Source organism: Klebsiella sp. 4_1_44FAA, from assembly GCF_000238715.1.
In the GTDB taxonomy this organism is placed as follows: Bacteria; Pseudomonadota; Gammaproteobacteria; order Enterobacterales; family Enterobacteriaceae; genus Klebsiella; species Klebsiella pneumoniae.
This window is the reverse complement of record NZ_JH414799.1, coordinates 646962-672198: the sequence shown is the minus strand read 5'-3', so window position 1 is coordinate 672198 and position 25237 is coordinate 646962. Positions and strand designations below refer to the sequence as shown.

26 protein-coding genes and 1 riboswitch are annotated in these 25237 nt (G+C 59.5%); of the genes, 14 read left to right on the top strand and 12 right to left on the bottom strand.

Going from position 1 to position 25237, the window contains the following annotated elements; all coding sequences use genetic code 11:
- Positions 1-29 precede the first annotated feature (29 nt).
- The 5 genes from cecR to HMPREF1024_RS17280 all read left to right on the top strand — a co-directional run bounded on the left by cecR (position 30) and on the right by HMPREF1024_RS17280 (position 5775).
- Entirely contained in the window at positions 30-689 is a 660-nt protein-coding gene (gene cecR, locus HMPREF1024_RS17260; RefSeq protein ID WP_009308211.1) for a transcriptional regulator CecR, read from the top strand.
- Positions 689-1684, top strand: coding sequence for a secretion protein HlyD (gene hlyD, locus HMPREF1024_RS17265; RefSeq protein ID WP_009308210.1), 996 nt, complete (start codon positions 689-691; stop codon positions 1682-1684). The genes cecR and hlyD overlap by 1 nt, the downstream gene beginning before the upstream one ends.
- Positions 1677-3416: an ATP-binding cassette domain-containing protein gene (locus tag HMPREF1024_RS17270; protein WP_004179101.1), complete on the top strand. Its 1740-nt coding sequence runs from the start codon at positions 1677-1679 to the stop codon at positions 3414-3416. The genes hlyD and HMPREF1024_RS17270 overlap by 8 nt, the downstream gene beginning before the upstream one ends.
- Positions 3406-4539 (top strand): ABC transporter permease, encoded by a 1134-nt coding sequence (locus HMPREF1024_RS17275; protein ID WP_009308209.1) that lies wholly within the window; start codon positions 3406-3408, stop codon positions 4537-4539. The genes HMPREF1024_RS17270 and HMPREF1024_RS17275 overlap by 11 nt, the downstream gene beginning before the upstream one ends.
- A gap of 129 nt (positions 4540-4668) precedes the next feature.
- Positions 4669-5775 carry an ABC transporter permease gene (locus HMPREF1024_RS17280; RefSeq protein ID WP_004142068.1) on the top strand — a complete coding sequence of 369 codons (1107 nt, stop codon included), beginning with the start codon at positions 4669-4671 and terminating at the stop codon, positions 5773-5775.
- A 60-nt stretch (positions 5776-5835) separates the two neighbouring features.
- Here HMPREF1024_RS17280 and HMPREF1024_RS17285 read toward each other — a convergent pair whose 3' ends face one another.
- The gene (locus HMPREF1024_RS17285) at positions 5836-6273 is read right to left on the bottom strand and encodes a YbhQ family protein (RefSeq protein WP_004176793.1); all 438 of its coding nucleotides are present in this window, start codon (positions 6271-6273) and stop codon (positions 5836-5838) included.
- Positions 6274-6404: 131 nt separating this feature from the next.
- Between HMPREF1024_RS17285 and HMPREF1024_RS17290 the strand changes: the two genes are divergently transcribed.
- Genes HMPREF1024_RS17290 through HMPREF1024_RS17300 form a run of 3 tightly spaced genes read left to right on the top strand, consistent with a single transcriptional unit; the run spans position 6405 to position 9369 of the window.
- The gene (locus HMPREF1024_RS17290; protein ID WP_004223776.1) at positions 6405-7166 is read left to right on the top strand and encodes an endonuclease/exonuclease/phosphatase family protein; all 762 of its coding nucleotides are present in this window, start codon (positions 6405-6407) and stop codon (positions 7164-7166) included.
- The gene (gene clsB / locus HMPREF1024_RS17295) at positions 7163-8407 is read left to right on the top strand and encodes a cardiolipin synthase ClsB (protein WP_002895730.1); all 1245 of its coding nucleotides are present in this window, start codon (positions 7163-7165) and stop codon (positions 8405-8407) included. The genes HMPREF1024_RS17290 and clsB overlap by 4 nt, the downstream gene beginning before the upstream one ends.
- Complete coding sequence (locus HMPREF1024_RS17300; RefSeq protein ID WP_009308208.1) at positions 8404-9369, top strand: lysylphosphatidylglycerol synthase domain-containing protein; 966 nt, start codon at positions 8404-8406, stop codon at positions 9367-9369. The genes clsB and HMPREF1024_RS17300 overlap by 4 nt, the downstream gene beginning before the upstream one ends.
- Before the next feature lie 179 nt (positions 9370-9548).
- Here HMPREF1024_RS17300 and HMPREF1024_RS17305 read toward each other — a convergent pair whose 3' ends face one another.
- The 6 genes from HMPREF1024_RS17305 to moaA all read right to left on the bottom strand — a co-directional run bounded on the left by HMPREF1024_RS17305 (position 9549) and on the right by moaA (position 13011).
- Positions 9549-10253, bottom strand: coding sequence for a Bax inhibitor-1/YccA family protein (locus HMPREF1024_RS17305; protein ID WP_004142079.1), 705 nt, complete (start codon positions 10251-10253; stop codon positions 9549-9551).
- Positions 10254-10298: 45 nt separating this feature from the next.
- Positions 10299-10751, bottom strand: coding sequence for a molybdopterin synthase catalytic subunit MoaE (moaE, locus tag HMPREF1024_RS17310; RefSeq protein ID WP_002895674.1), 453 nt, complete (start codon positions 10749-10751; stop codon positions 10299-10301).
- 1 nt (position 10752) lies between these two features.
- Complete coding sequence (gene moaD, locus HMPREF1024_RS17315; protein WP_002895672.1) at positions 10753-11001, bottom strand: molybdopterin synthase sulfur carrier subunit; 249 nt, start codon at positions 10999-11001, stop codon at positions 10753-10755.
- On the bottom strand, positions 10994-11482 hold the full coding sequence (gene moaC / locus HMPREF1024_RS17320) for a cyclic pyranopterin monophosphate synthase MoaC (RefSeq protein WP_002895670.1): 489 nt from the start codon (positions 11480-11482) through the stop codon (positions 10994-10996). The genes moaD and moaC overlap by 8 nt, the downstream gene beginning before the upstream one ends.
- Before the next feature lie 3 nt (positions 11483-11485).
- On the bottom strand, positions 11486-11998 hold the full coding sequence (gene moaB, locus HMPREF1024_RS17325) for a molybdenum cofactor biosynthesis protein B (protein WP_002895668.1): 513 nt from the start codon (positions 11996-11998) through the stop codon (positions 11486-11488).
- A 23-nt stretch (positions 11999-12021) separates the two neighbouring features.
- Positions 12022-13011: a GTP 3',8-cyclase MoaA gene (moaA, locus tag HMPREF1024_RS17330; RefSeq protein ID WP_002895665.1), complete on the bottom strand. Its 990-nt coding sequence runs from the start codon at positions 13009-13011 to the stop codon at positions 12022-12024.
- Positions 12999-13137, bottom strand: a riboswitch (molybdenum cofactor riboswitch). Its footprint overlaps the gene before it by 13 nt.
- 208 nt (positions 13138-13345) lie before the next feature.
- On the opposite strand from moaA, the gene yvcK reads away from it, so the two are divergent.
- The 4 genes from yvcK to pmrB all read left to right on the top strand — a co-directional run bounded on the left by yvcK (position 13346) and on the right by pmrB (position 17768).
- Positions 13346-14251 carry a uridine diphosphate-N-acetylglucosamine-binding protein YvcK gene (yvcK, locus tag HMPREF1024_RS17335; RefSeq protein WP_004142092.1) on the top strand — a complete coding sequence of 302 codons (906 nt, stop codon included), beginning with the start codon at positions 13346-13348 and terminating at the stop codon, positions 14249-14251.
- A gap of 104 nt (positions 14252-14355) precedes the next feature.
- Entirely contained in the window at positions 14356-15996 is a 1641-nt protein-coding gene (gene eptA / locus HMPREF1024_RS17340; protein ID WP_004176801.1) for a phosphoethanolamine transferase EptA, read from the top strand.
- Positions 15996-16667 (top strand): two-component system response regulator PmrA, encoded by a 672-nt coding sequence (gene pmrA, locus HMPREF1024_RS17345; RefSeq protein WP_002895659.1) that lies wholly within the window; start codon positions 15996-15998, stop codon positions 16665-16667. The genes eptA and pmrA overlap by 1 nt, the downstream gene beginning before the upstream one ends.
- Before the next feature lie 3 nt (positions 16668-16670).
- Positions 16671-17768: a two-component system sensor histidine kinase PmrB gene (pmrB, locus tag HMPREF1024_RS17350; RefSeq protein ID WP_004147680.1), complete on the top strand. Its 1098-nt coding sequence runs from the start codon at positions 16671-16673 to the stop codon at positions 17766-17768.
- 248 nt (positions 17769-18016) lie between these two features.
- On the opposite strand, the gene uvrB is transcribed toward pmrB, so the two are convergent.
- Positions 18017-20038 (bottom strand): excinuclease ABC subunit UvrB, encoded by a 2022-nt coding sequence (gene uvrB / locus HMPREF1024_RS17355; protein WP_002895655.1) that lies wholly within the window; start codon positions 20036-20038, stop codon positions 18017-18019.
- 410 nt (positions 20039-20448) lie between these two features.
- Between uvrB and HMPREF1024_RS0126135 the strand changes: the two genes are divergently transcribed.
- Both HMPREF1024_RS0126135 and HMPREF1024_RS17360 read left to right on the top strand, forming a co-directional pair.
- Positions 20449-20661 carry a hypothetical protein gene (locus HMPREF1024_RS0126135; RefSeq protein ID WP_002895652.1) on the top strand — a complete coding sequence of 71 codons (213 nt, stop codon included), beginning with the start codon at positions 20449-20451 and terminating at the stop codon, positions 20659-20661.
- An 86-nt stretch (positions 20662-20747) separates the two neighbouring features.
- Complete coding sequence (locus tag HMPREF1024_RS17360; RefSeq protein ID WP_004152853.1) at positions 20748-21470, top strand: ABC transporter ATP-binding protein; 723 nt, start codon at positions 20748-20750, stop codon at positions 21468-21470.
- Here HMPREF1024_RS17360 and bioD read toward each other — a convergent pair.
- Genes bioD through bioB form a run of 4 tightly spaced genes read right to left on the bottom strand, consistent with a single transcriptional unit; the run spans position 21412 to position 25060 of the window.
- Positions 21412-22134 (bottom strand): dethiobiotin synthase, encoded by a 723-nt coding sequence (gene bioD / locus HMPREF1024_RS17365; RefSeq protein ID WP_002895648.1) that lies wholly within the window; start codon positions 22132-22134, stop codon positions 21412-21414. The genes HMPREF1024_RS17360 and bioD overlap by 59 nt on opposite strands.
- Positions 22127-22882, bottom strand: a complete 756-nt coding sequence (gene bioC, locus HMPREF1024_RS17370; protein WP_009308207.1) for a malonyl-ACP O-methyltransferase BioC — start codon at positions 22880-22882, stop codon at positions 22127-22129. Before bioC ends, bioD begins: the two co-directional genes overlap by 8 nt.
- Positions 22866-24023, bottom strand: coding sequence for an 8-amino-7-oxononanoate synthase (bioF, locus tag HMPREF1024_RS17375; RefSeq protein WP_004183475.1), 1158 nt, complete (start codon positions 24021-24023; stop codon positions 22866-22868). Before bioF ends, bioC begins: the two co-directional genes overlap by 17 nt.
- Positions 24020-25060 (bottom strand): biotin synthase BioB, encoded by a 1041-nt coding sequence (gene bioB / locus HMPREF1024_RS17380; RefSeq protein WP_002895580.1) that lies wholly within the window; start codon positions 25058-25060, stop codon positions 24020-24022. Before bioB ends, bioF begins: the two co-directional genes overlap by 4 nt.
- Positions 25061-25237 lie beyond the last annotated feature (177 nt).

The following is a 25237-nucleotide window of genomic DNA, read 5'->3' as shown; positions in this document are numbered from 1 at the left end:
AATCGATTGATTAATTTTTACCGAGCGCGATGACCAGTAAAGGCGAACAGGCAAAAAATCAGCTTATCGCGGCCGCTATCGCCCAGTTTGGCGAGTACGGCCAGCACGCCACCACCCGCGATATCGCCGCCCAGGCCGGGCAGAATATCGCCGCTATCACCTATTATTTTGGCTCGAAAGACGATCTGTATCTTGCCTGCGCCCAGTGGATCGCCGATTTTATCGGCGACAATTTTCGCCCGCAGGCCGAAGCGGCGGAGCACCTGCTTGCCGGGGAAGCGCCGGCTCGCCAGGCGATCCGCGACCTCATCCTTAGCGCCTGCCACAACATGATCCTGCTGCTCACCCAGGACGATACGGTTAACTTAAGCAAATTCATTTCCCGTGAGCAGCTGGCGCCGACCGCCGCCTACCATCTGATCCACCAGCAGGTGATTGCCCCCCTGCACCATTATCTCACCCGGCTGATTGCCGCCTGGACCGGCTGCGAAGCCAGTGATACGCAAATGATCCTCCATACCCACGCCCTGCTGGGCGAGGTGCTCGCTTTCCGTCTCGGGCGTGAAACTATCCTGCTGCGCACCGGCTGGACGCAGTTTGACGCGCAAAAAACGGAACAGATTTTCGAAGTCATTACCTGTCATATCGATTTCATCCTGCATGGGTTATCGCAAAGGAGTTTGGGCTGATGAAAAAACCCGTCGTCGTCATTCTGCTGATCGTGATTCTTCTCGCCGCGCTGGGCGGCGGCTGGTGGTGGTACCAGAGCAGCCGGCAGCAGCCGCTGACCCTGTATGGCAATGTCGATATCCGCACCGTCAACATGAGCTTCCGCGTTGGCGGTAGGTTGGCCTCGCTGACCGTCGACGAAGGCGACAGCATCCGCGCCGGGCAAACTCTCGGCGAGCTTGACCGCGCGCCGTATGAAAATGCCCTGCTGCAGGCCCAGGCCAATGTCTCCACCGCCCAGGCGCAGTATGACCTGATGATGGCCGGCTACCGCGCGGAAGAGATTGCCCAGGCCGCGGCGGCGGTGAAACAGGCGCAGGCCGCTTACGACTATGCGCAAAACTTTTATCAGCGCCAGCTCGGGCTGCGCGCCAGCAGCGCCATTTCCGCAAACGATCTGGAGAATGCCCGCTCCTCGCGCGATCAGGCGCAGGCAACGCTCAAATCGGCGCAGGATAAGCTGCGTCAGTATCGCGCCGGTAACCGCCCGCAGGAGATTGCCCAGGCCAAAGCCAGTCTGGAACAGGCGCAGGCGGCGCTGGCCCAGGCCAAACTGGACCTGCACGATACCGTGCTCACCGCCCCTTCTGACGGTACGCTGATGACCCGCGCCGTCGAGCCCGGCACTATGCTCAACGCCGGCGGTACCGTACTGACCCTGTCGTTAACGCATCCGGTGTGGGTCCGCGCCTATGTTGACGAGATAAACCTCGGCCAGGCGCAGCCGGGACAAGAAGTGCTGCTCTATACCGACAGCCGGCCGGATAAGCCCTATCACGGCAAAATCGGTTTTGTCTCGCCGAGCGCTGAATTCACGCCGAAGACCGTCGAGACCCCGGATCTGCGCACCGATCTGGTCTACCGTCTGCGCATTGTGGTGACTGATGCCGACGGCGCGCTGCGCCAGGGAATGCCGGTGACCATCTCCTTTAGCCACGGGAACGGACATGAGTGAGACCGTCATCGCCTTAAACGGCCTGAGCCGCCGTTTTCCCGGTATGGACAGGCCAGCGGTAGCGCCGCTCACCTGCACGATCCGCGCCGGCTACGTCACCGGGCTGGTGGGGCCCGACGGCGCGGGGAAAACCACCCTGATGCGAATGCTCGCCGGATTGCTCAAACCTGATGAGGGCCGCGCCAGCGTGATAGGCTTCGACCCGCTAAAAGACGACAGCGCCCTGCACGCGGTGCTCGGCTATATGCCGCAGAAGTTCGGCCTGTATGAAGATCTGACGGTGATGGAAAACCTGACCCTGTACGCCGACCTGCGCAGCGTCACCGGCGAGGCGCGGAAGAAAATTTTCGACCGCCTGCTGGAGTTCACCTCTCTTGGTCCATTCACCGAACGGCTGGCAGGCAAGCTTTCCGGCGGGATGAAGCAAAAGCTGGGCCTCGCCTGTACCCTGGTGGGCGATCCGAAAGTACTGCTGCTCGATGAGCCCGGCGTCGGCGTCGACCCTATCTCGCGCCGCGAGCTATGGCAGATGGTGCACGAGCTGGCCGGCGACGGCATGCTGATCCTGTGGAGCACCTCCTATCTCGATGAAGCGGAACAATGCCGCGACGTGCTGCTGATGAACGAAGGCAAACTGCTCTACCAGGGTGAGCCGACGGCGCTGACGCAAACCATGGCCGGGCGCAGCTTTCTGGTTTCCAGCCCGCAGGAGAACAACCGCCGCCTGCTGCAGCGGGCGCTGAAGCTGCCGCAGGTTAGCGACGGGGTGATCCAGGGCAAATCGGTGCGTCTGATCCTGAAAAAGGACGCGCGCATTGAGGAAGTCCAGCAGCATGGCGACATGCCGCCCCTGCAGGTGGCCGACACCGCCCCGCGCTTTGAAGATGCGTTTATCGACCTGCTCGGCGGCGCCGGGACCGCTGAATCGCCGTTGGGGGCGATTATCCATCGCGTTGACGGCAGCAAAGAGGAAACGGTCATTGAAGCCCAGTCGTTAACGAAAAAGTTTGGTGATTTCGCCGCTACCGACCATGTCGATTTCCAGGTTAAGCGCGGTGAAATTTTCGGCCTGCTCGGCCCCAACGGCGCCGGGAAATCCACCACCTTCAAAATGATGTGCGGCCTGCTGGTGCCCACCTCCGGCAAAGCGCTGGTGCTGGGAATGGATCTCAAGGTCAGCTCTGGCAAGGCGCGCCAGCATCTGGGCTATATGGCGCAAAAATTTTCGCTGTACGGCAACCTCAGCGTCGAGCAAAACCTGCGCTTTTTCTCCGGCGTCTATGGCCTGCGCGGCCGGGCGCAAAATGAAAAAATCGCCCGGATGAGCGATGCCTTTGGCCTGGAAAGTATCGCCCGCCACGCCGCCGACGAGCTGCCGCTCGGCTACAAGCAGCGGCTGGCGCTGGCCTGCTCCCTGATGCATGAACCCGATATTCTGTTTCTCGATGAACCCACCTCCGGCGTCGACCCCCTCACCCGCCGCGAGTTCTGGCTACATATTAATAGCATGGTTGATAAAGGCGTGACGGTAATGGTCACCACCCACTTTATGGATGAGGCGGAATACTGCGACCGCATCGGGCTGGTCTATCACGGCAAGCTTATCGCCAGCGGGACCCCGGACGCGCTGAAGGCCCAGGCGGCGGACGACAGCCAGACGGACCCGACCATGGAGCAGGCGTTTATTACCCTGATTAACCGCTGGGACAAGGAGAATAGCCATGGGCAATAGCATTCTCTCCTGGCGGCGGGTCCGCGCCCTGTGCGTCAAAGAGACCCGGCAGATTGTGCGCGATCCCAGCAGTTGGCTGATCGCGGTGGTGATCCCTCTGCTGCTGCTGTTTATCTTCGGCTACGGCATTAACCTCGACTCCAGCAGGCTGCGGGTCGGCGTATTGCTTGAGCAGCAGAGCGAAGAGGCGCTGGATTTCGTCCATACCATGACCGGCTCGCCCTATATCGACGCCACCGTCAGCGACAGCCGCAGGCAGCTGATTGAGATGATGCAGGCCGGGCGCATCCGCGCCATGGTGGTCATTCCGGTGGATTTCGACCGCCAGATGGCCCGCCCCGGCGCCGACGCACCGCTGCAGCTCATCACCGACGGCAGCGAGCCCAATACCGCCAACTTCGCTCAGGGCTATGTGGAAGGTATTTGGCAAATCTGGCAGCAGCAGCGGGCGGAAGACCGCGGCGAAACCTTTGAACCGCTGATCGACGTGCAGATGCGCTACTGGTTTAACCCGGCGGCTATTAGCCAGCACTTTATTATCCCCGGGGCGATCACCATCATCATGACCGTGGTCGGCGCCATACTGACCTCGCTGGTGGTGGCCCGCGAATGGGAGCGCGGCACCATGGAGGCGCTGCTGTCGACGGAGATCACCCGCGCCGAACTGCTGCTGTGCAAGCTCATTCCCTACTATTTCCTCGGCATGCTGGCGATGCTGTTGTGTATGCTGGTGTCGGTATTTATTCTCAGCGTGCCCTATCGCGGCTCGCTGCCGATCCTGTTTGTCATTACCAGTCTGTTTTTGCTCAGCACCCTGGGGATGGGGCTGCTGATCTCAACCATTACCCGCAACCAGTTTAACGCCGCGCAGGTGGCGCTGAACGCCGCCTTTTTACCGTCGATTATGCTGTCCGGGTTTATTTTCCAGATAGACAGTATGCCGGCGGTGATCCGCGCGGTGACCTATGTGATCCCGGCGCGCTATTTCGTTAGTACTCTGCAAAGCCTGTTTCTGGCGGGCAATATTCCGGTGGTGCTGCTGGTCAACGTGCTGTTTTTGATTGCGTCGGCGGTGATGTTTATCGGTCTGACGTGGCTGAAAACCAAACGGCGTCTGGATTAGGTTTTGTCCGGTGGCGCTGCGCCGACCGGGCCTACGGTTTAACCAACATCGATTATACGGTTCGCCGATCCCGTAGGCCGGGCAAACGCAGTGCCGCCCGGCGTGGTTGAATGGGCCAAAGGAGCTATTATGTTTCACCGTTTATGGACATTAATCCGCAAAGAGCTGCAGTCGCTGCTGCGCGAGCCGCAGACGCGGGCGATTTTAATCATGCCGGTGCTGATTCAGGTGCTGCTTTTTCCCTTTGCCGCGACGCTGGAGGTGACCAACGCCACCATCGCTATCTACAACGAGGACAGCGGTCGCCACGCGGTGGAACTCACTCAGCGCTTTGCCCGCGCCAAAGCCTTTACCCACGTCCTGCTGCTGCAAAGCCCGCAGGCGATCCAGCCGACCATCGATGAACAAAAAGCTCTGCTGGTGGTGCGCTTCCCGGCCGATTTCTCGCGCAATCTGGATAACTATCAAACCGCCCCGCTGCAGCTTCTGCTCGACGGACGCAACTCCAACAGCGCGCAAATCGCCGCCAACTATCTGCAACAGATTGTGAAAAACTATCAGCAGGAGCTGCTGGAGGGTAAAGCGAAGCCGAACAACAGCGAGCTGGTGGTGCGCAACTGGTACAACCCGAATCTCGACTATAAATGGTTCGTGGTGCCGTCGCTTATCGCCATGATCACTACCATCGGGGTGATGATCGTCACCTCGCTGTCGGTGGCTCGCGAGCGCGAGCAGGGCACCCTTGACCAGCTGCTGGTCTCCCCCCTCGCCACCTGGCAAATTTTCGTCGGCAAGGCGGTGCCGGCGCTGATCGTCGCCACCCTGCAGGCAACTATCGTGCTGGCGATTGGTATCTGGGCCTATCAGATCCCGTTTGCCGGCTCGCTGCTGCTGTTCTATTTCACCATGGTGATTTACGGTCTATCGCTGGTGGGCTTTGGCTTATTGATTTCGTCGCTGTGCGCCACCCAGCAGCAGGCGTTTATCGGCGTGTTCGTCTTTATGATGCCGGCTATTCTCCTGTCGGGGTACGTCTCACCAGTGGAAAACATGCCGCAGTGGCTGCAGGATCTGACCTGGATAAATCCCATCCGCCACTTTACCGATATCACCAAGCAAATTTATCTGAAGGATGCGAGTCTGGAGATTGTGTGGGGAAGTTTGTGGCCGCTACTGGTCATAGCGGCCACCACCGGCTCAGCGGCGTATGCGATGTTCCGAAGGAAGATTGCGTAATACCCGTCATCGTTCAAACTACAACGGCGTTGGCTTTCCTTACTCACCCCAGTCACATAGTTATCTATGCTTCTGGGGATTCGCTGCGTTGCCGCCTTGTTGTAGCCCGAACGCTTTAGGGTAACGGCTCTTATCTTTCGCCAGCAGCGAGACCACCGCCGGGCCTGCCAGTATCACCAGCCCGGCGAGGGCCAGCAGCAGGTTGTTGTGCAGCACGCGCGACAGCAGCCACAGCGCTATCATGGCCGCGCCGAAGTACCAGGTCGTGGTGAGCTCCTCAAGGAAGTCTCCCACATCGCGCCAGCGCGCCTCATGGTGACGCTGTAAAAACAGCATCGCCAGCAGCGTGACGCTGTAGAGGACGCACAGTCCCAATCCGACACGCACCAGCGCGCCGCTCATCCACCCCATCACCAGTACTGCCACGACCAGTAGATGCAACATAATCTGCCAGCAACTAAGACCCGTTGCGACGCGTACACGTTGTTGCCACTTCATGGCTTCTCTCCTGAAGGATTTTTCTCTGCTACTCAGAGTACCGCACTTTACGGAAAATTCCGTAACACCGCATCTTTTTGTGACGTCTACTACACTATTTTATTCAGGAAAGTGACATTTACTGGAGAATTATGGCTGAGCCAACGGTGGGATTTTCGTTGAACGTGCTGACAATTAACACCCATAAAGGCTTTACGGCGTTTAATCGGCGTTTTATTTTGCCCGAACTGCGCGACGCCGTGCGCAGCGTTAGCGCGGATATTGTTTGCCTGCAGGAGGTGATGGGCGCTCATGAGGTACATCCGCTACACATCGAAAACTGGCCGGATACGACCCATTATGAATTTCTCGCCGACACCATGTGGAGCGACTACGCCTACGGGCGCAATGCGGTTTATCCGGAAGGCCACCACGGCAACGCCGTGCTGTCGCGCTTTCCCATTGAATACTACGAAAATCGCGATATCTCGGTCGGCAACGGGGAGAAGCGCGGCCTGCTGTACTGCCGCATCGTGCCGCCGCGGAGCGGGATAACTATTCACGTGATTTGCGTCCATCTCGGTCTACGCGCCGACCAACGGCAGGCGCAGTTGACCATGCTAGCGGAGTGGGTCAATACCCTGCCCGCGGGCGAGCCGGTGGTGGTGGCTGGCGATTTTAACGACTGGCGTCAGCAGGCTAACCAGCCGTTAAAAGCCCAGGCCGGGCTGGAAGAGATCTTTACCCGCGCCCGCGGACGGCCGGCGCGCACCTTTCCGGTCAGTTTTCCGCTGCTGCGCCTCGACCGCATTTACGTCAAGAACGCCCACGCCAGTCGCCCGAAGGCGCTGGCCCTTAAACAATGGCGGCATCTGTCCGATCATGCACCCCTTAGCGTGGAGATACATTTGTGAAATGTCGTTGGCAGGAAGGCAACCGCATTACGCTACTGGAGAATGGCGACCAGTACTATCCGGCGCTGTTTGCGGCCATCGGTCGCGCCAGCCGGCGGGTGATCCTCGAATCCTTTATCTGGTTTGAAGATGAGGTTGGCCGGCGGCTGCACGCGGTCCTGCTCGAGGCTGCCCGCCGTGGCATCCAGGTGGAGGTGCTCCTCGACGGCTATGGTTCCCCGGATCTCAGCGATGAATTTGTCGGCGAGCTCACCGCCGCTGGCGTGATTTTCCGCTACTACGATCCGCGTCCTAAGCTGATGGGGATGCGCACCAATCTGTTCCGTCGCATGCACCGTAAAATCGTGGTAATCGACGACACCACCGCCTTTGTCGGCGGTATTAACTACTCCGCCGAACATATGAGCGACTACGGTCCGGAGGCGAAGCAGGATTATGCGGTGCAGGTCGAAGGGCCGGTGGTGCTCGACATCCTGCAGTTCGAGCTGGAAAACCTGCCTAACAGCGAAACCGCCCGCCGCTGGTGGCGACGTCGTCGCCACCAGCCGGAGATTAACCAGACCCCCGGCGAGGCGCAGGCGCTGTTCGTCTGGCGCGACAACCAGGATCACCGCGACGATATTGAACGCCACTACCTGAAGATGCTGACCAGCGCCCGCCGGGAAGTGATTATCGCTAACGCCTATTTTTTCCCCGGCTACCGCCTGCTGCATGCGATGCGCAATGCCGCGCGGCGCGGAGTACGGGTTAAGCTGATCGTGCAGGGCGAACCGGATATTCCCATTGTGAAGTTTGGCGCCCACCTGCTCTATCACTATCTCGTTAAGGGCGGGGTGCAGATTTACGAATATCGCCGTCGCCCGCTGCATGGCAAGGTCGCTCTGGCAGACGACCACTGGGCCACCGTTGGGTCAAGCAACCTGGATCCGCTCAGCCTGTCGCTGAATCTGGAAGCCAATCTGATCATCCACGATCGGGTGTTTAACCAGACGCTGCGCGATAATCTCAACGGGCTTATCGCCCGGGATTGCCAGCGGATCGATAAAACGATGCTGCCGAAACGCAACTGGTGGCGGCTGGGCGTCAGCGTGATGGCTTTCCACTTTCTACGCCACTTCCCGGCATGGGTCGGCTGGTTACCGGCTCATACCCCGCGGCTGGCCAGAGTCAGCCCGCCGGTCCAGCCGGAAATTGAAACTCAGGACCGCGTCGAGTCTCCAGCCAGGGATAATCCACTATGAGCAAATCACATCCCCGCTGGCGGATGGCGAAAAGAGTGCTGACCGTGCTCTTTTTTATCGCCGTCATCGTCCTGTTGGTGATCTACGCGCAAAAAGTCGACTGGCAGGACGTGTGGAAGGTGATCCGCGGCTACGATCGGCTGGCCTTGTTTAGCGCCATTGCGCTGGTTATCGTCAGCTACCTCATTTACGGCTGCTACGATCTGCTCGGTCGGGCCTATTGCGGGCACAAGCTGGCGAAACGCCAGGTCATGCTGGTGTCGTTTATCTGCTACGCCTTCAACCTGACACTCAGCACCTGGGTCGGCGGGATCGGTATGCGCTACCGGCTGTACTCGCGGCTGGGGCTGAACGGCAGCACCATCACCCGTATTTTTTCCTTAAGCATTACCACCAACTGGTTGGGCTATATTCTGCTGGGCGGGGTGATATTCACGGCAGATCTGGTGACGCTGCCGCCGCACTGGTACATCAGCCAGACCACTCTGCGCATTATCGGCGGGGTGATGCTGATCCTTACGCTTTGCTATCTGTTCGGCTGCGCGTTCGCTAAACGCCGTCACCTGACGATTAAAGGCCAGCGGCTGGTGCTGCCCTCCTGGCGCTTCGCGCTGCTGCAGATGGGGCTCTCGGCGGCGAACTGGATGGCGATGGGGGCGATAATCTGGCTGCTGTTGGGCAGCGAGATTAACTATTTTCTGGTATTAGGGGTGCTGCTGGTGAGCAGTATCGCCGGGGTGATTATCCATATTCCGGCTGGGATCGGCGTGCTGGAGGCGGTGTTTATCGCCATGCTCTCCGGGGAAGATATTTCGAAGGGCGCGATCATTGCCGCCCTGCTCGCCTGGCGCGCGCTCTATTATTTCCTGCCATTGCTGCTGGCGACGGTGGCCTATCTGCTGCTGGAGAGCCGGGCGAAAAAGCTACGGCAAAAGAACCAGCGCAAGCTGGCCCGCGAATGAAACGGCCAGGCCGCGCTGCGCTTGCCGGGCTTGCGGGGTGTGAGCCTGTGAGAGGAGCCTGTAGGCCGGGTAAGGCGCAGCCGCCACCCGGCAAAATCAAGGGTACCGTGTCTGATATCTCGCCCGGCGGCGCTGCGCTTGCCGGGCGTTCGGAGATGCAACCCCGTGATATAAAGAGGTTAGCGGCGGTTGCCCATAATACGCAGCAGCATCAGGAACAGGTTGATGAAGTCCAGATACAGCGTTAAGGCGCCGAGGATCGAGTATTTACGCAGCGTGGCGCTGTCGCGGGTATCAATCTGCTCGCCGATGTTTTTCAGCTTCTGGGTGTCATACGCCGTCAGGCCGACAAACAGCACCACCCCAATGTAGGTCACGGCCCACATCAGCGCCTCGCTCTTCAGCCACAGGTTGACCAGCGACGCCAGCACGATGCCAATCAGCCCCATAAACAGCATGCTGCCGAAGCCGCTCAGATCGCGCTTCGTGGTGTAACCATACAGGCTCATCGCCCCAAACATCCCGCCGGTGACCACAAAGGTGCTGGCGATCGATGAATAGGTATAGGCGATAAAAATGCTCGATAGCGTCAGTCCGGTCAGCGCCGAATAGAGCATAAACAGCGTGGTGGCCATCCCGGCGCTCAGCCGCTGCACCATTCCCGACAGCACAAACACCAGCGCCAGCTGGGCAATAATCAGCCCGAAGAAAGTGATTTTGCTCGAAAAGACGAACATCATCACCGCCGGAGTATTCGCTGCAAACCACGCGATAAACGCCGTCAGCAGCAGGCCGACCGTCATCCAGCCGTACACCTGTGCCATGTAAGTCTGCAGGCCGGTACGGCCCTGCACTATTGAATCGGAACGCGGATATCTGTCCATGACTCTCTCCTGATTAACAAAGTTTCACCCTGTAAGCGTATCACACTACCAGCGCTCTGCCGCCTGGCGATCGCTGTCGCGGGCGTCGACCCAGCGTTCGCCATCCGGCGTCGCTTCACGCTTCCAGAACGGCGCGCGGGTTTTCAGGTAATCCATAATAAACTCGCCGGCGGCGAAGGCGCTGCCGCGGTGAGCGCTGGTGACGCCGACAAACACAATCTCTTCCCCCGGCCACATTTCGCCGATGCGATGGATAACCGTCACCCGGCCCAGCGGCCAGCGCTCGCGCGCCAGCTCGACAATTTCCGCCAGCGATTTTTCAGTCATCCCCGGATAGTGCTCGAGGGTCAGCGCCTTCACGCTGTCGCCGAGGTTGTGGTTACGCACTTTACCGGTGAAGGTGACCACCGCGCCGTCTTCATCGCGTTCCGCCAGCCAGGGATATTCCTCACTGACGCTAAAGCGCGCCGGACTGACCACGATACGGGTTTGCGTCATGTCAGCCCCCCGTTACCGGTGGGAAGAACGCCACTTCGTCGCCGCTGGCCACTGGATGTTCGAAAGAGGTTAGCGTCTGGTTAACCGCCGCCAGCAGCTTGCCCTCCTCCAGGGCCAGCGCCCAGCGATCGCCGCGGGCGGCAAGCTGCTGACGAACCGCTTCGACAGTCGCCAGTTCGCTGGCATCAAGGGTCAGCGAATCGGTACCGACCAGCTCGCGCACCTGGGCAAAAAACAGAACCTTAATCATGGCATTCACCCACCTTAAAATCGCCGGACTTGCCGCCGCTTTTCGCCAGCAGGCGCACCGGGCCAATCACCATATCCTTCTGCACCGCTTTGCACATATCGTAAATGGTCAGCGCGGCAACCGAGGCGGCGGTCAATGCTTCCATCTCGACGCCGGTTTTCCCGGTGAGTCGGCAGAGCGATTCAATGCGCACCCGGTTATGTTCCGGCTGCGCCTGCAGATTGACTTCCACTTTGCTGAGCATCAGCGGATGACACAGCGGGATCAGCTCCCAGGTGCGTTTGGCCGCCTGGATCCCGGCGATACGCGCGGTGGCAAACACGTCGCCTTTATGGTGGCTGCCGTCGATAATCATCGCCAGGGTCGTCGCCTGCATTTCGACATAAGCCTCGGCGCGCGCTTCGCGCACCGTTTCCGCTTTGCCGGAGACATCCACCATATGGGCTTCGCCCGCGGCGTTAATATGGGTCAGTTGTGACATAGATTATTTCTTCAGGTGAGGAATGAAGTTACAGGGACGGGTGCGGGCATCAAGCTGCGGGGCGATGATGTTGTCCCACGCCGTGCGGCAGGCTTTGGTTGAGCCCGGCATGGCGAAAATCAGCGTGCGGTTGGCGACGCCGGCCACGGCCCGGGACTGCAGCGTCGAGGTGCCGATCTCTTCGAACGACAGCATGCGGAACACTTCGCCAAAGCCTTCGACCTCACGATCAAACAGCGGCAGCAGCGCTTCCGGCGCCTGATCGCCGTCGGTAAAACCGGTGCCGCCGGTGATCAGCACCACCTGCACGTTATCGCTGGCTATCCACGCCGATACCTGAGCGCGGATGGCGTAGCGATTCTCTTTGACGATCGCCTTCTCGACGACTTGGTGCCCCGCCTCCTGCGCCGCCTCGCGCAGCCAGTGACCGGAAGTGTCGTCCTCTTCGCCGCGACGGCTGGAAACGGTAAGAATAGCAATACGGGTCGGGATAAACTCAGCGCTAGCCTGGCTCATCTGAATGCTCCTTTCGAAAACGATTAACCGCCAATATAGGACAGGTTCTGCGTAATACCGGTGTTGCCCTGATGCAGGAAATGGGTCTGCTTTTTATGAGTTAAGGCTTCGGCGATCCGCGCCTCCAGCGCGGCCTGCTGCTGGTCTTCGGCCATCAGGTCGCGCAGGTCGACGCCGCCTTCGCCAAACAGGCACAGGTGCAGTTTGCCAACGGACGAGACGCGCAGCCGATTGCAGGTGGCGCAGAAGTCTTTTTCATACGGCATGATGAGGCCGATCTCGCCGGCGTAGTCCGGGTGACAAAAGACCTGCGCCGGGCCATCGCTGCGCTGGCGGATCTGATGGATCCAGCCGCGGCGCAGCAGTTCATCGCGCAGCACCATGCCGGAGAGATGGTGACGGCGGAACAGGTCGCTGCCTTCACCGGTTTCCATCAGCTCAATAAAGCGCAGCTGGATACGACGGGGTTGGATCCACGCGAGGAAGGTATCGAGCTGGTGATGGTTAACATCACGCATCAGCACGGTATTCACCTTCACCTTGTCAAAGCCGGCGGCGAAGGCGGCGTCAATGCCGTCCATCACCTGGTGGAACTTGTCCTGGCCGGTGATGGCATGGAACTGGCGGGCGTCGAGGCTATCAACGCTGACGTTAATCGCCGTCAGGCCGGCATCGCGCCAGCGTTCGACATCGCGCGCCAGGCGGTAACCGTTGGTAGTGACCGCAATCTGACGGATCGCCGGGTTTTCACGCACGGCGGCAATAATCTCGGTGAAGTCGCGGCGCAGGGAGGGTTCCCCACCGGTGAGGCGAACTTTTTCGGTGCCCAGCGCGGAGAAAGCGCGCGTAACCCGGCGTACTTCGTCTACGCTGAGAAAGCCATTGTTATTGACGGCGCCGGGTTTGTAACCGTTCGGCAGGCAGTAGGTGCAACGGAAGTTACACACATCGGTAATCGACAGACGCAGGTAATAAAACTTACGCGCGAATGCATCGGTAAGCTGTGAGGCCATATACACCTTTCCAAATACGGGAGACGCGGTCATTTCTTTCCACGCCCTGGCGACAACCGGCGGCGTCGCGGCCAAATCGCCATATCTTTTGACACAGGCGAAGAGGCTAGAGTGTTAACAGGTTATGTCGATAGTAGCGCGTTACAGGCAGTTTCGCCATTGGCGATTTCGCTATATAATCTTATACATATCGCTATCTTCGTGCATTTTCGCTACAGAATAGCCATAAATCATTTTTTTGCCTTGATGTCGGTCAGTTTGTCGGGCTCCTCCCATCGTCTTTTAGGGGTAGATCGGGTAGTGTGTGGCCGTTTATGTGAAATAAGGAATTTCTATGCGCAATCGTACATTCGCTGACCTCGATCGGGTGGTAGCGCTCGGCGGCGGGCATGGTTTGGGCCGGGTGATGTCCTCCCTCTCCTCGCTCGGCTCACGGCTGACCGGCATTGTCACCACCACCGATAACGGGGGTTCCACCGGGCGGATCCGTCGTTCGGAAGGTGGCATTGCCTGGGGCGATATGCGCAATTGCATCAATCAGTTAATTGCCGAGCCGAGCGTAGCGTCGGCGATGTTTGAGTATCGTTTTGGCGGTAACGGCGAGCTTTCCGGGCATAACCTCGGAAATTTGATGTTAAAGGCGCTGGATCACCTGAGCGTGCGGCCGTTAGAGGCGATCAATTTGATCAGAAACCTGCTGAAAGTGGACGCTTTCCTGATCCCGATGTCAGAACAACCGGTGGATTTGATGGCGCTCGATCATGAAGGCCATGAAGTTTATGGCGAAGTGAATATTGATCAGCTTGATAATGTGCCGCAGGAGCTGATGCTCACCCCGCCGGTACCGGCCACCCGCGAGGCGGTGGAGGCTATTGCCGAAGCCGATTTGATCCTCATTGGGCCGGGCAGTTTTTACACCAGCCTGCTGCCGATCCTGTTGCTCGACGAGATGGCCCAGGCGTTGCGCCGCACCCCGGCGCCGATGGTTTTTATCGATAACCTCGGCAAAGAGCATAGCCCGGCCGCGAGGCTGTCGCTGGCGGAGCGCATCGCGATTATGGAGCGCTATGTAGGCAAACGGGTGGTGGATGCGGTGATCGCCGGTCCAAAAGCCGATATCAGCGGCATCGACGACCGGTTGGTGATCCAGACGCCGCTGGAGGCCAGCGACGTTCCCTATCGTCATGACCGGGCGCTGCTTCGCGGGGCGCTGGAGAAAGCGATCCAGCTGCCGGGCTGATCCTGCGCGCCGGAGGCCGCCCTCTTCGGCGCACCTTAAAATCTTAAGGTTGTCTTAAAATAGGGCTGGCACTATACCCTCATCTTTTTCTGTGGGTGTGCATTATGTCGTTATTGCCTCTGCGTCGGCCGGTGGTCAGCCGCACGACTTATCTGATTCTCTTTGCTTGCTATATCGGTATCTGTCTCAACCTGGCTTTTTATCGCCAGGTTTTCCCGTTACTGCCGGTAAATAGCCTGCATAACTGGCTGGTATTCCTCAGTATGCCGATCGTGGCCATTAGCGTGATGAATATCCTCACCACTCTCGCCTCGTTCCTGAAGCTGGACCGGCTGGTGATTAGCCTGTTCATTCTGCTCAGCGCCTCGGCGCAATACTTCATCTGGAACTTTGGCGTGGTGATCGACCGCAGCATGATCACCAATATCCTCGACACCACTCCGGCGGAAAGCTTTGCTCTACTCTCCGGCGAAATGATTGCCGTCCTCGGCCTTTCCGGGGTTTTGGCGGTATTCGTCGCCTGGTGGGTGAAAATCCGTAAGCCCGCCACGCGGTGGCGCGGCGCGGCGATGCGCCTGCTCAATATCGCCGTTTCGGCGCTGCTGATTATTCTGGTGGCCGCGCTGTTCTACAAAGATTACGCCTCGGTGTTCCGTAACAACAAAGAGCTGGTGAAATCCCTGAGCCCTTCCAACAGCATTGTGGCCGTGAACTCCTGGTATGCTCATCATCGGATGGACAACCTGCCGCTGGTGAAGATTGGCGAAGATGCCACGCAGAAAGCGGTGATGCATAACGCTCCCCGTAAGAACCTGACGATCGTCGTGCTCGGCGAGACTTCGCGAGCGGATAACTTCTCACTGGGCGGCTATTCGCGCGACACCAACCCGCTGATGCGGCAGGACGGCGTGATCTATTTTCCGCATACCACTTCCTGCGGCACGGCAACCGCAGTTTCCGTGCCGTGCATGTTCTCCAATATGCCGCGCGCGCATTATGACGAAGAGCTGGCGCACCATCAGGAAGGCGTCCTGGATATTCTACAGCGCGCAGGGATCCAGGTGCTGTGGAACGATAATGACGGCGGCTGCAAAGGCGCCTGCGACCGGGTACCACACCAGAACGTCACCGACCTGAAGCTCACCGGGCAGTGCATCGATGGCGAGTGCTACGATGACGTCCTGTTCCATAATCTCGACAGCTATATCGATAACCTGCAACAGGATGGCATTATTGTGCTGCATACCATCGGCAGCCACGGTCCGACGTACTACAATCGCTATCCAGCGGCGTTTCGCAAATTCACGCCGACCTGCGACACCAATGAGATCCAGGGCTGTACCCGGGAGCAGTTGACCAATACCTATGACAACACCATCCTTTATGTCGACTATGTCGTTGATAAAGCGATAAAACTACTGCAATCTAAACAGGATAAATTTACCACTAGTCTGGTTTATTTGTCCGACCACGGCGAATCGCTGGGAGAAGATGGCGTCTATTTGCATGGTCTGCCGTATTCCATCGCGCCGGATACGCAGAAACATGTGCCGATGGCGCTGTGGCTCTCCGCCGACTACCAGCAGCGCTACGGCATTTCCGCGCACTGTCTGCAGCAGCGGGCGCAAAAAGAGAATTACTCGCAGGATAATCTGTTCTCCACCCTGCTCGGCCTGCTCGGCGTCAGCACCCGCGAGTACCAGGCGGCAGATGATATCTTAACGCCATGTAGAGAGGCTGGTTGATGAAAATCTTAGTCATTGAAGACGATGCGCTGCTGTTGCAGGGGTTAATTCTGGCGATGCAAAGTGAAGGATACGTGTGCGACGGCGTCTCCACCGCGCACGAAGCCGCGCTATCGCTGGCCAGCAATCATTACAGCCTGATCGTGCTGGATCTCGGCCTGCCGGATGAAGACGGGCTGCATTTTCTCTCCCGCATGCGGCGGGAGAAAATGACCCAGCCGGTGCTGATCCTCACCGCCCGCGATACGCTTGAGGATCGCATTAGCGGTCTCGATACCGGGGCGGATGACTACCTGGTAAAACCCTTTGCCCTGGAGGAACTCAATGCGCGCATTCGCGCCCTGCTCCGCCGGCATAACAACCAGGGCGATAATGAAATCAGCGTCGGAAATCTGCGCCTTAACGTCACTCGCCGCCTGGTGTGGCTGGGTGAAACGGCGCTGGATCTTACGCCGAAAGAGTATGCCCTGCTGTCGCGGCTGATGATGAAAGCCGGTAGCCCGGTGCATCGCGAGATCCTCTACAACGACATTTACAGCTGGGACAACGAGCCGGCGACCAATACCCTGGAAGTGCATATTCACAACCTACGCGAAAAGATTGGCAAATCGCGAATCCGCACCGTCCGGGGCTTTGGCTATATGCTGGCTAACAACATCGACACGGAATAGACCATGGCTCTGTTTGCAACTGAAACCTGGACCATGCGCCACCGGCTGCTGCTGACCATCGGCGCCATCCTGGTGGTCTGCCAGCTGATAAGCGTCTTCTGGCTATGGCATGAGAGCAAAGAGCAGATCCAGCTGCTGGTGGCCAGCGCCATCGAAGGGCACAACAACCAGAAACATGTGGAGCATGAGGTACGGGAAGCGGTTGCCAGCCTGCTGGTGCCGAGCCTGCTGATCGTTGGCCTGGCGCTGTATATCAGCATGCTGGCGGTGCGCAAGATCACCCGCCCGCTTTCACGACTGCAAAGCGAACTGGAGAACCGCACGCCGGACAACCTCACTCCTATCGTACTCAGCGAATCGGTGCCCGAAGTCACGGCGGTGACCACCGCCCTGAATCAGTTAGTTTCCCGCCTCAATCTGACCCTCGACCGCGAGCGGCTGTTTACCGCCGACGTGGCGCATGAGCTACGCACCCCGCTGGCCGGGCTGCGGCTGCACCTTGAGCTGCTGGCGAAAGTGCATGGCATGGGCGTCGACCCGCTGATCCAGCGTCTCGATCAGATGACCACCAGCATTTCCCAGCTGCTGCAGCTGGCGCGCGTCGGCCAGTCCTTCTCCGCCGGCAGCTACCAGCAGGTGCTGTTGCTGGATGACGTGGTAAAACCCCTGCAGGACGAACTGGAGGCTATGCTGGCGCAGCGTCAGCAGCGGCTGCTGCTGACGGATATCGAAAACGAGGCCGTCGTCTCTGGCGATGCGACGTTAATCCGCGTGATCCTGCGCAATCTGGTGGAGAATGCTCACCGCTACAGCCCTGAAGGGTCGACGATCCGCGTGTCGGTGAAAGCAGGCCTGATGCCGGTGATGGCGGTGGAAGATGAAGGGCCGGGGATCGATGAGGCGAAAAGCGGCGAACTCAGTAAAGCCTTCGTGCGCATGGACAGTCGCTACGGCGGCATTGGCCTCGGACTGAGCATCGTCACGCGCATCGCTCAGCTGCATGACGCCCAGTTTTTTTTGCATAACCGACAGCCAGGGCCAGGGGTCCGCGCGTGGGTGCTATTCCCGCAGCGCGGGGGTCAGAACGTCAGCACCCATTGATGGAAGAAGGCAACAATAATGACCAGGGCGGTGGCGACCGCCAGATATTCACGGAAGTTAATTTTTTGCATGGGCGCTATCCTCATCAGGTTGAAGATAGTGTCGCCTGGCGAGATTAAGCAAACATTAAGAAGGCCGCAACGCGGCCTTTTTTCTTCTCAAATGTTTGTTATCTGGCAAGCAGGACGATAAGAGAAGCGCGCCTTCACTATACCCCGCACGTCCACTCCGCCGGTCTGCGCCCAGAATCAGGAGGCGGCGATAAACAGCTCGCGCAGCTGATGCAGCTGGTCGCGTATTTGCGCCGCCTCCTCAAACTCGAGGTTCTGCGCGTGCTGCATCATCTGCCCTTCCAGCTCGTGGATTTTCTGCTGCAGCGCTTTTGGCGTCATATCCACAGCGCTAAGCCCGGCAGGCTCAACGGCCTTCGCTTTACCGCGCCCTTTGGCTTTGGTTTTCGCCAGGCCCTGGCCCAGTTGCAGGATATCCACCACTTTCTTATTGAGCCCCTGCGGCACGATGCCGTGCTCTTCGTTGTAGCGCTGCTGTTTCTCCCGTCGACGCTCGGTCTCGCCAATGGCTTTGGCCATGGAGGGGGTGATCTTATCGCCGTAGAGGATGGCCTTGCCGTTGACGTTGCGCGCCGCGCGGCCGATGGTCTGGATCAGCGAGCGTTCAGAACGCAGGAAGCCCTCTTTATCCGCATCCAGGATCGCCACCAACGACACCTCAGGCATATCCAGCCCCTCACGCAGCAGGTTGATCCCCACCAGCACGTCAAACTCGCCAAGACGCAGGTCGCGGATGATCTCCATGCGCTCGACGGTGTCGATATCCGAGTGCAGATAGCGCACGCGCTCGCCGTGCTCCTCAAGGTACTCGGTTAAGTCCTCCGCCATCCGCTTGGTGAGAGTGGTGACCAGCACGCGCTCGTTGATGGCCGTTCGCAGGCGGATCTCTGACAGCAGATCGTCGACCTGAGTCGCCACCGGGCGCACTTCGATGATTGGGTCAAGCAGACCGGTCGGCCGCACCACCTGATCCACAACCTCGCCGCCGGATTTATCCAGCTCATAGGCGCCCGGGGTCGCCGACACATAGATGGTTTGCGGCGCCAGCGCTTCGAATTCTTCAAACTTCATCGGCCGGTTATCCAGCGCCGACGGCAGGCGGAAACCATATTCCACCAGCGTCTCTTTGCGCGCCCGGTCGCCCCGGTACATACCGCCGATCTGCGGCACCGTGACGTGGGATTCGTCAATCACCAACAGGCCATCCGCCGGCAGATAGTCGAACAGGGTCGGCGGCGGCTCGCCGGGCCCGCGCCCGGAGAGAAAGCGCGAGTAGTTTTCAATGCCCGAGCAGTAACCCAGCTCGTTCATCATTTCGAGGTCAAACTGGGTACGCTGGGTTAAGCGCTGCTCTTCCAGCAGCTTGTTGTTGGCCAGCAGCACCTTGCGCCGCTCCGCCAGCTCCAGCTTGATCTCTTCCATCGCCTGGACGATGCGCTCCCGCGGCGTTACGTAGTGGGTCTTGGGATAAATGGTATAGCGCGGCACCGTCCCTTCGACGTGGCCGGTGAGCGGGTCGAACAGCGACAGACGCTCGACCTCTTCGTCAAACAGCTCAATGCGCAGGGCGATATCGTCGGATTCCGCTGGGAAGACGTCGATCACCTCGCCGCGCACGCGAAAAGTGCCGCGCTGGAAGGCCTGATCGTTGCGGGTATACTGCAGTTCGGCCAGACGACGCAGGATCGCTCGCTGGTCAATCAGCATACCGACCGTCAGATGCAACATCATTTTCAGATACAGGTCCGGGTCGCCGAGGCCGTAGATCGCCGAGACTGACGCCACCACCACTACGTCGCGCCGCTCGAGCAGCGCTTTGGTGGCCGACAGACGCATCTGCTCAATATGTTCGTTTACCGAGGCGTCCTTCTCAATGAAGGTATCTGAGCTGGGAACGTAGGCTTCCGGCTGATAGTAATCGTAGTAGGAGACGAAATACTCGACGGCATTCTCCGGGAAAAACTCTTTCATCTCGCCGTAGAGCTGAGCCGCCAGGGTTTTGTTTGGCGCCAGCACCATCGTCGGCCGCTGCAGGTCGGCAATCACGTTGGCGATGGTAAAGGTTTTACCGGAGCCGGTAACCCCCAGTAGCGTCTGATGCGCAAGCCCATCCTCCAGCCCCTCTTCCAGGCGGCGGATGGCTTCCGGTTGGTCTCCGGAGGGGCGAAAGGCGGAATGCAGTACAAACGATTTACTCATCAATCAGAACCTGAAAAAAGAATTAGCGGCCGGTGTTTAATTCTACCCCCGGACCGTTTTTTGCCAATAAATTATACTGGATATTTAAACAGTACGTACTTATGATAACGCCACAAAAGGGTCTTATTGGCCGGCAAGCTGGGTGCAAAACGCGCGTCAGACGGAATAATCCTCCGGCCGCCAGGGTTATCCCCAGAAAATTTTACCTTTTAACATTTGTCAAGCGGACGGGTGAAACTTTTATGGCAGCAGATGACGCTTTTCTTACACCCATTGATTTTATCTAACAAGCTGATATTTAAGATCTTTAAAGAAAAGACGCCTTTCGCGCCAATTCAGCCGCAAGCCGCGTACGCTCTAGCTTACCGCAGGTTTTCTAACTCTAATACACAAGGTTATCCACAGGAATAGTGGATAACTGTCCGCAGCCCAAGACCACCGCCGCCCGGCGCCTGTCGCCTTTTGCGGTCAACCGCGTGGCGAAAAATTTTTATCGAACTATTTTTGATAACTATCCGCTTAAAGCCGCTCGATTTTTGCTGCTTTTTGCACCACCCTTTAGCGTCGGGCACCGGAAAAGTGCAGCCCCGGCGCTGACGAGGCCCGATGGTATCGGCGTTTAGCGCTTTTTTCCGAGCGTTCTTTTTCCTGGCAAGAGTTTTGCAGCATCTTTCTGTCGCCCTGACGCCAGGATAAGGAGAAAACGTCCATGTTGAATTTACAGGCAGTAAATCACTTTTACGGCAACCAGCATTCGCTGTGGAATGTCGATCTTGTACTACGCCCGGGGGAGTGCATTGGCGTACTGGGACGCGAGGGCATGGGAAAAACCACCCTGGTTAACTGCATTGCTGGCCACCTGCCGGTGGCCAGCGGCCGGATGACCTGGCATGACATTGGCGCCCCGCCGCAGGATCTCACCCCCCTGTCCGCTCAATCGCGCAGCGCCATTGGTATCGGCTACGTGCCACAAGATAAACGCATTTTTTCCCAACTCAGCGTGGAAGAGAACCTGCACATCGCCCTGGCGGCCGGGAAACCCGGGGCTAACGCCAGCGGCGGCGAGATTTATGAGCATTTTCCCGAGCTCTATGCCCTACGGCAGCGCAAAGGCGCCTCGCTGAGCGACGACGATCAGTACCAGCTGGCGCTGGCCAGGGCGCTGATCGTCCAGCCGCGGCTGCTGATCCTTGATGAACCCTCGCGCGGCAGAGGGCCGCGCTGCCTGCAAAAGCTGGCGGATCTGCTGTTGCGGTTAAATCGCGATATCGGCCTGACGGTGCTGCTCGCCGAGCAGCACCTGCCCTTTATCCGCCGGGTGGCGGATCGCTTCTGTGTCTTGCACCGGGGCCGTAACGTCGCCGAAGGCGATATTATGGCGCTGGATGAGCCGCTGCTGGCGCAGTGGATAACGCCGGATCCAGCGCCCTGAGGTCCAGATACTGGCCGAGATCGTCGCGCTGCGCGATGTCGGCAAGCCACGGTATTTCGCCGAGGAACGGCGCGGCCAGTCGGTTTTTCAGCGTCGCCAGATATTCGGCGTGGCGCTTGCCCGGCGGCTGTACGTCATTGGCGATCCACCCCGCCAGCGGTAGTCCCGCCTGGCGTACCGCCTGAGCGGTAAGCATTGCGTGGTTGATACAGCCGAGCTTAACGCCCACCACCAGAATGACCGGCAGCTGTTCCGCCTGCGCCCAGTCGGCGAAGGTCAGGGAATCCGAGAGCGGCGTAAACCAGCCGCCGGCGCCTTCCACCAACACCCAGTCGGCGAGACCTTCCAGCTCACGCAGCCCGCTGGAGAGCCTGGCCGCGGCGATCGGCCGCCCTTCGTCGGCGCTGATGATGTGCGGAGAGGTCGGCTCGGCGAAGGTATAGGGGTTCACCTGGTCGTAACGCAACGCGACCCGACTATGACGCTGCAGCGCCAGCGCATCTTCATTACGCAGCCCATCGCCGGTAAGCTCGCTACCGGAGGCCACCGGCTTATAGCCGGCAGTGTGAAAACCCAGCAGATTAGCCGCCTGCAGCAGGGCGCTGCTGGCGATGGTTTTACCGACTTCAGTATCGGTCCCGGTGACAAAAAAACGTTTAGTCACGCTCAATGACTCCTGTAAAAAGAGAATACGTCAGCGGGCAGATGCCCTGCCGCTGCGGCCAGGCCAGCTGCAGCTCGCGCAGTTTGCCGCGGCCAAGCGGGGCGGCGGTCCGCCCCTGGTGCAAATGGGTGGCGCCGATGCCCTTCAGCGAGCGCATAGCGCTCAGCGCATCGGCGAACGGCAGGCTAATCTGATGAACCTCGCCGGTCGCGCGCAGGCCGCTAAGCGCCGTGCGCACCGCCGCTTCGCTTAGGAAACGGTTGGCATGCGGCCGGTCGTCGATGGCCTGCCACGCCTGATTGAGCTCCGGCAGCGAGTCGGCGAGCAGCGTGCTAAACGCCACTCTGCCGCCGGGACGCGCCACCCGGTACAGCTCGCCAATTGCCGCCCGTAGATCGTCGCACCACTGCACCGCCAGATTGCTCCACGCCAGATCGACGCAGGCGTCCGGCAGCGGCAGCGCCTCAATATCCCCCAGCAGATAATGCTGCGCGGCGTCGTTACGCTGCGCCTGGGCGAGCATCCCGGCGGAGAGATCCAGCGCGGTCACCACGCTGCCCGCCTCACGCCAATAGCGACTCATACTGCCGGGGCCGCAGCCGGCATCCAGCACCTGCGCAAAATCGCGGCGCGCCAGCTGGCGCAGCAGTAGATCGGCGCAGCGCCGCTGCAGTTCATCATGTTGCGTATAGCCGCTGGCCGCCCGGCCAAACGCCGCGGCCACCGCCTGCTTATTCACTGTGGCCATGCAGCACCTCCAGTAAACGGTTAATGTCTTCAGTATGATGGGCGGCTGTCAGGGTCAGGCGCAAACGCGCGCTGCCGACCGGCACCGTCGGTGGACGGATCGCCGTTGCCCAGCAGCCCGCGTCGCGTAGACGGCAGGCCAGGTTCAGCGCCCGGGCGTTGTCGCCGACGATCAGCGGCTGGATCGCGCTGACGGAGTCGGTCAACCCCAGCGACACCTCGCCCATCCCCTCACGGAACTGACGGATGCGGGCGGCCAGGATGTCGCGACGCTGCTGCCCTTCATCGCTGCGAATGATTCCCAGGGCAGCGCTCAACGCCACCGCCTGGGCGGGCGGCATCGCGGTGCTGTAGATCAGATGACGGGCAAACTGCAGCAGATAATCGGCCATTGCTTCGTCGCACAGCACCGCCGCGCCGCTGACGCCGAAGGCCTTGCCGAAGGTAACCACCAGCAGCTCAGGGCGCACCGCCTGCGCGGCGCAGCTCCCGCGTCCTTCGTCGCCGACCACGCCAACACCGTGGGCGTCATCCACCAGCAACACTGCCCCTGCGGCCTGCGTCGCGGCGTGAATGGCCGCCAGCGGCGCGCTGTCGCCGTCCATGCTGAAAATGCCTTCAGTGACCGCCAACTGTTCGCCCGCCAGCGGCTTAGCCAGCAGTTGCGCGAGCTGCTGCGGATCGTTGTGGGTAAAGCGCCGCAGCTGCGCCGGGCTGAGGCTCGCCGCCTCCAGCAGAGAGGCGTGGCTCAGACGGTCGGCGACAATCCGATCGTCTTTCTCCACCAGGGCGGCGATCAGCGCCTGATTCGCGGCAAAGCCGGAGATAAACAGCAATGCGCGCGGATAGCCCAGCCAGTCGGCGAGCGCCTCTTCCAGCGCGCGGTGGGCTTCGCTATAGCCGCTCACGTGGCCCGAGCCGCCGGCACCGACGCCATAGCGCGTGGCCCCCTGTTGCCAGGCGGCGATAATCGCCGGATGCTGACTCAGGCCCAGATAGTCATTGCTGGAGAAGTTAAGCCAGCGCTCCCCTTCCCGCTCCAGCCAGCGCCCGGCGCCGTGCGTCACCGGCAGGCGGCGGCGAAAAGCTTCCGCCGCCCGCCGCTCGTCCAGCGCCCGATCGATTCGCTGCTGCCAGCTCATAGCGCCGCCGCGTTGTAATATTCCTCAGTGTCCGGGGTGAGTAAGGCCTGCTCCAGACGCTGCTGCTGCTCATTGTCGCCTTCCAGCACCGCCGTCTGCTGCGGGTTGATCCCCAGCTTGCGGAACAGCTGCAGGTCTTTGTCCTCTTCCGGGTTCGGCGTGGTCAGCAGCTTGCAGCCATAGAAAATCGAGTTCGCCCCGGCCATAAAGCACATCGCCTGGGTCTGCTCGTTCATCTGCTCGCGGCCGGCGGAGAGACGCACGTAGGAGGTGGGCATCATGATGCGCGCGATGGCGATAGTGCGGATGAAATCGAAAGCGTCGACGTCGTCGTTATCCGCCAGCGGCGTGCCCTTGACCTTCACCAACATGTTGATCGGTACGCTCTCCGGCGGCGTCGGCAGATTAGCCAGTTGCAGCAGCAGTCCGGCGCGATCTTTTACGCTCTCTCCCAGCCCGACGATGCCGCCGGAGCAGACTTTGATCCCAGCATCACGCACTTTATCCAGCGTATCCAGGCGCTCCTGGTAGGTGCGGGTGGTGATGATGTTGCCGTAAAATTCCGGCGAGGTATCAAGGTTGTGGTTGTAGTAATCGAGGCCCGCTTCGGCCAGGCGCTGCGCTTGACTGTCGGTCAGGGTGCCAAGCGTCATACAGGACTCCAGCCCCAGCGCCTTCACCCCTTTCACCATCTGCTCCAGGTAAGGCATATCGCGGTCATTGGGGTTTTTCCACGCCGCGCCCATGCAGAAGCGGGTGGAGCCGGCGTTTTTCGCCTGGCGCGCTGATTCCAGCACCTGCTCAACCTCCATCAGGCGCTCGGCTTCGAGGCCGGTTTTGTAGCGTGCGCTCTGCGGGCAATATTTACAATCTTCCGGGCAGGCGCCGGTTTTGATCGACAGCAGGGTGCTGACCTGCACCTGGCGCGGATCAAAGTGTTGACGATGGATTTGCTGTGCTTCGAATAGCAGATCGATCAGCGGTTTATTAAATAATTCCGTTACTTGCGACATTGTCCAGCGAGGTTGGTGAGCCATTTTCCTCTCCAAAAGGTCGTACACTTCCTATTTCACACAGCCTCTTTGTTGGCTGCACTCGCGCCTCCCAGTCACATAGTGAACTATGCTCCTGGGGATGTTCTCGCTTGCCGCCTCGATGCTGCGCGAAATATTTTGTGTACGTTTCATTGTAAGTAAGTTCAGTGTAGACTTGTA

What these genes read in the sequence shown, in the direction of transcription:
- moaE (WP_002895674.1), bottom strand. Translation starts at nt 10,751, where the DNA reads ATGACGCAAACCCGTATCGTGGTCAGTCCGGCGCGCTTTAGCGTCAGT.
- eptA (WP_004176801.1), top strand. Translation starts at nt 14,356, where the DNA reads ATGTCGTTATTGCCTCTGCGTCGGCCGGTGGTCAGCCGCACGACTTAT.
- HMPREF1024_RS17280 (WP_004142068.1), top strand. Translation starts at nt 4,669, where the DNA reads ATGTTTCACCGTTTATGGACATTAATCCGCAAAGAGCTGCAGTCGCTG.
- HMPREF1024_RS17275 (WP_009308209.1), top strand. Translation starts at nt 3,406, where the DNA reads ATGGGCAATAGCATTCTCTCCTGGCGGCGGGTCCGCGCCCTGTGCGTC.
- pmrB (WP_004147680.1), top strand. Translation starts at nt 16,671, where the DNA reads ATGGCTCTGTTTGCAACTGAAACCTGGACCATGCGCCACCGGCTGCTG.
- moaD (WP_002895672.1), bottom strand. Translation starts at nt 11,001, where the DNA reads ATGATTAAGGTTCTGTTTTTTGCCCAGGTGCGCGAGCTGGTCGGTACC.
- bioC (WP_009308207.1), bottom strand. Translation starts at nt 22,882, where the DNA reads ATGGCCACAGTGAATAAGCAGGCGGTGGCCGCGGCGTTTGGCCGGGCG.
- HMPREF1024_RS17290 (WP_004223776.1), top strand. Translation starts at nt 6,405, where the DNA reads ATGGCTGAGCCAACGGTGGGATTTTCGTTGAACGTGCTGACAATTAAC.
- cecR (WP_009308211.1), top strand. Translation starts at nt 30, where the DNA reads ATGACCAGTAAAGGCGAACAGGCAAAAAATCAGCTTATCGCGGCCGCT.
- moaB (WP_002895668.1), bottom strand. Translation starts at nt 11,998, where the DNA reads ATGAGCCAGGCTAGCGCTGAGTTTATCCCGACCCGTATTGCTATTCTT.
- moaA (WP_002895665.1), bottom strand. Translation starts at nt 13,011, where the DNA reads ATGGCCTCACAGCTTACCGATGCATTCGCGCGTAAGTTTTATTACCTG.
- HMPREF1024_RS17305 (WP_004142079.1), bottom strand. Translation starts at nt 10,253, where the DNA reads ATGGACAGATATCCGCGTTCCGATTCAATAGTGCAGGGCCGTACCGGC.
- yvcK (WP_004142092.1), top strand. Translation starts at nt 13,346, where the DNA reads ATGCGCAATCGTACATTCGCTGACCTCGATCGGGTGGTAGCGCTCGGC.
- HMPREF1024_RS17360 (WP_004152853.1), top strand. Translation starts at nt 20,748, where the DNA reads ATGTTGAATTTACAGGCAGTAAATCACTTTTACGGCAACCAGCATTCG.
- HMPREF1024_RS17285 (WP_004176793.1), bottom strand. Translation starts at nt 6,273, where the DNA reads ATGAAGTGGCAACAACGTGTACGCGTCGCAACGGGTCTTAGTTGCTGG.
- moaC (WP_002895670.1), bottom strand. Translation starts at nt 11,482, where the DNA reads ATGTCACAACTGACCCATATTAACGCCGCGGGCGAAGCCCATATGGTG.
- HMPREF1024_RS17300 (WP_009308208.1), top strand. Translation starts at nt 8,404, where the DNA reads ATGAGCAAATCACATCCCCGCTGGCGGATGGCGAAAAGAGTGCTGACC.
- hlyD (WP_009308210.1), top strand. Translation starts at nt 689, where the DNA reads ATGAAAAAACCCGTCGTCGTCATTCTGCTGATCGTGATTCTTCTCGCC.
- pmrA (WP_002895659.1), top strand. Translation starts at nt 15,996, where the DNA reads ATGAAAATCTTAGTCATTGAAGACGATGCGCTGCTGTTGCAGGGGTTA.
- bioB (WP_002895580.1), bottom strand. Translation starts at nt 25,060, where the DNA reads ATGGCTCACCAACCTCGCTGGACAATGTCGCAAGTAACGGAATTATTT.
- bioF (WP_004183475.1), bottom strand. Translation starts at nt 24,023, where the DNA reads ATGAGCTGGCAGCAGCGAATCGATCGGGCGCTGGACGAGCGGCGGGCG.
- uvrB (WP_002895655.1), bottom strand. Translation starts at nt 20,038, where the DNA reads ATGAGTAAATCGTTTGTACTGCATTCCGCCTTTCGCCCCTCCGGAGAC.
- HMPREF1024_RS17270 (WP_004179101.1), top strand. Translation starts at nt 1,677, where the DNA reads ATGAGTGAGACCGTCATCGCCTTAAACGGCCTGAGCCGCCGTTTTCCC.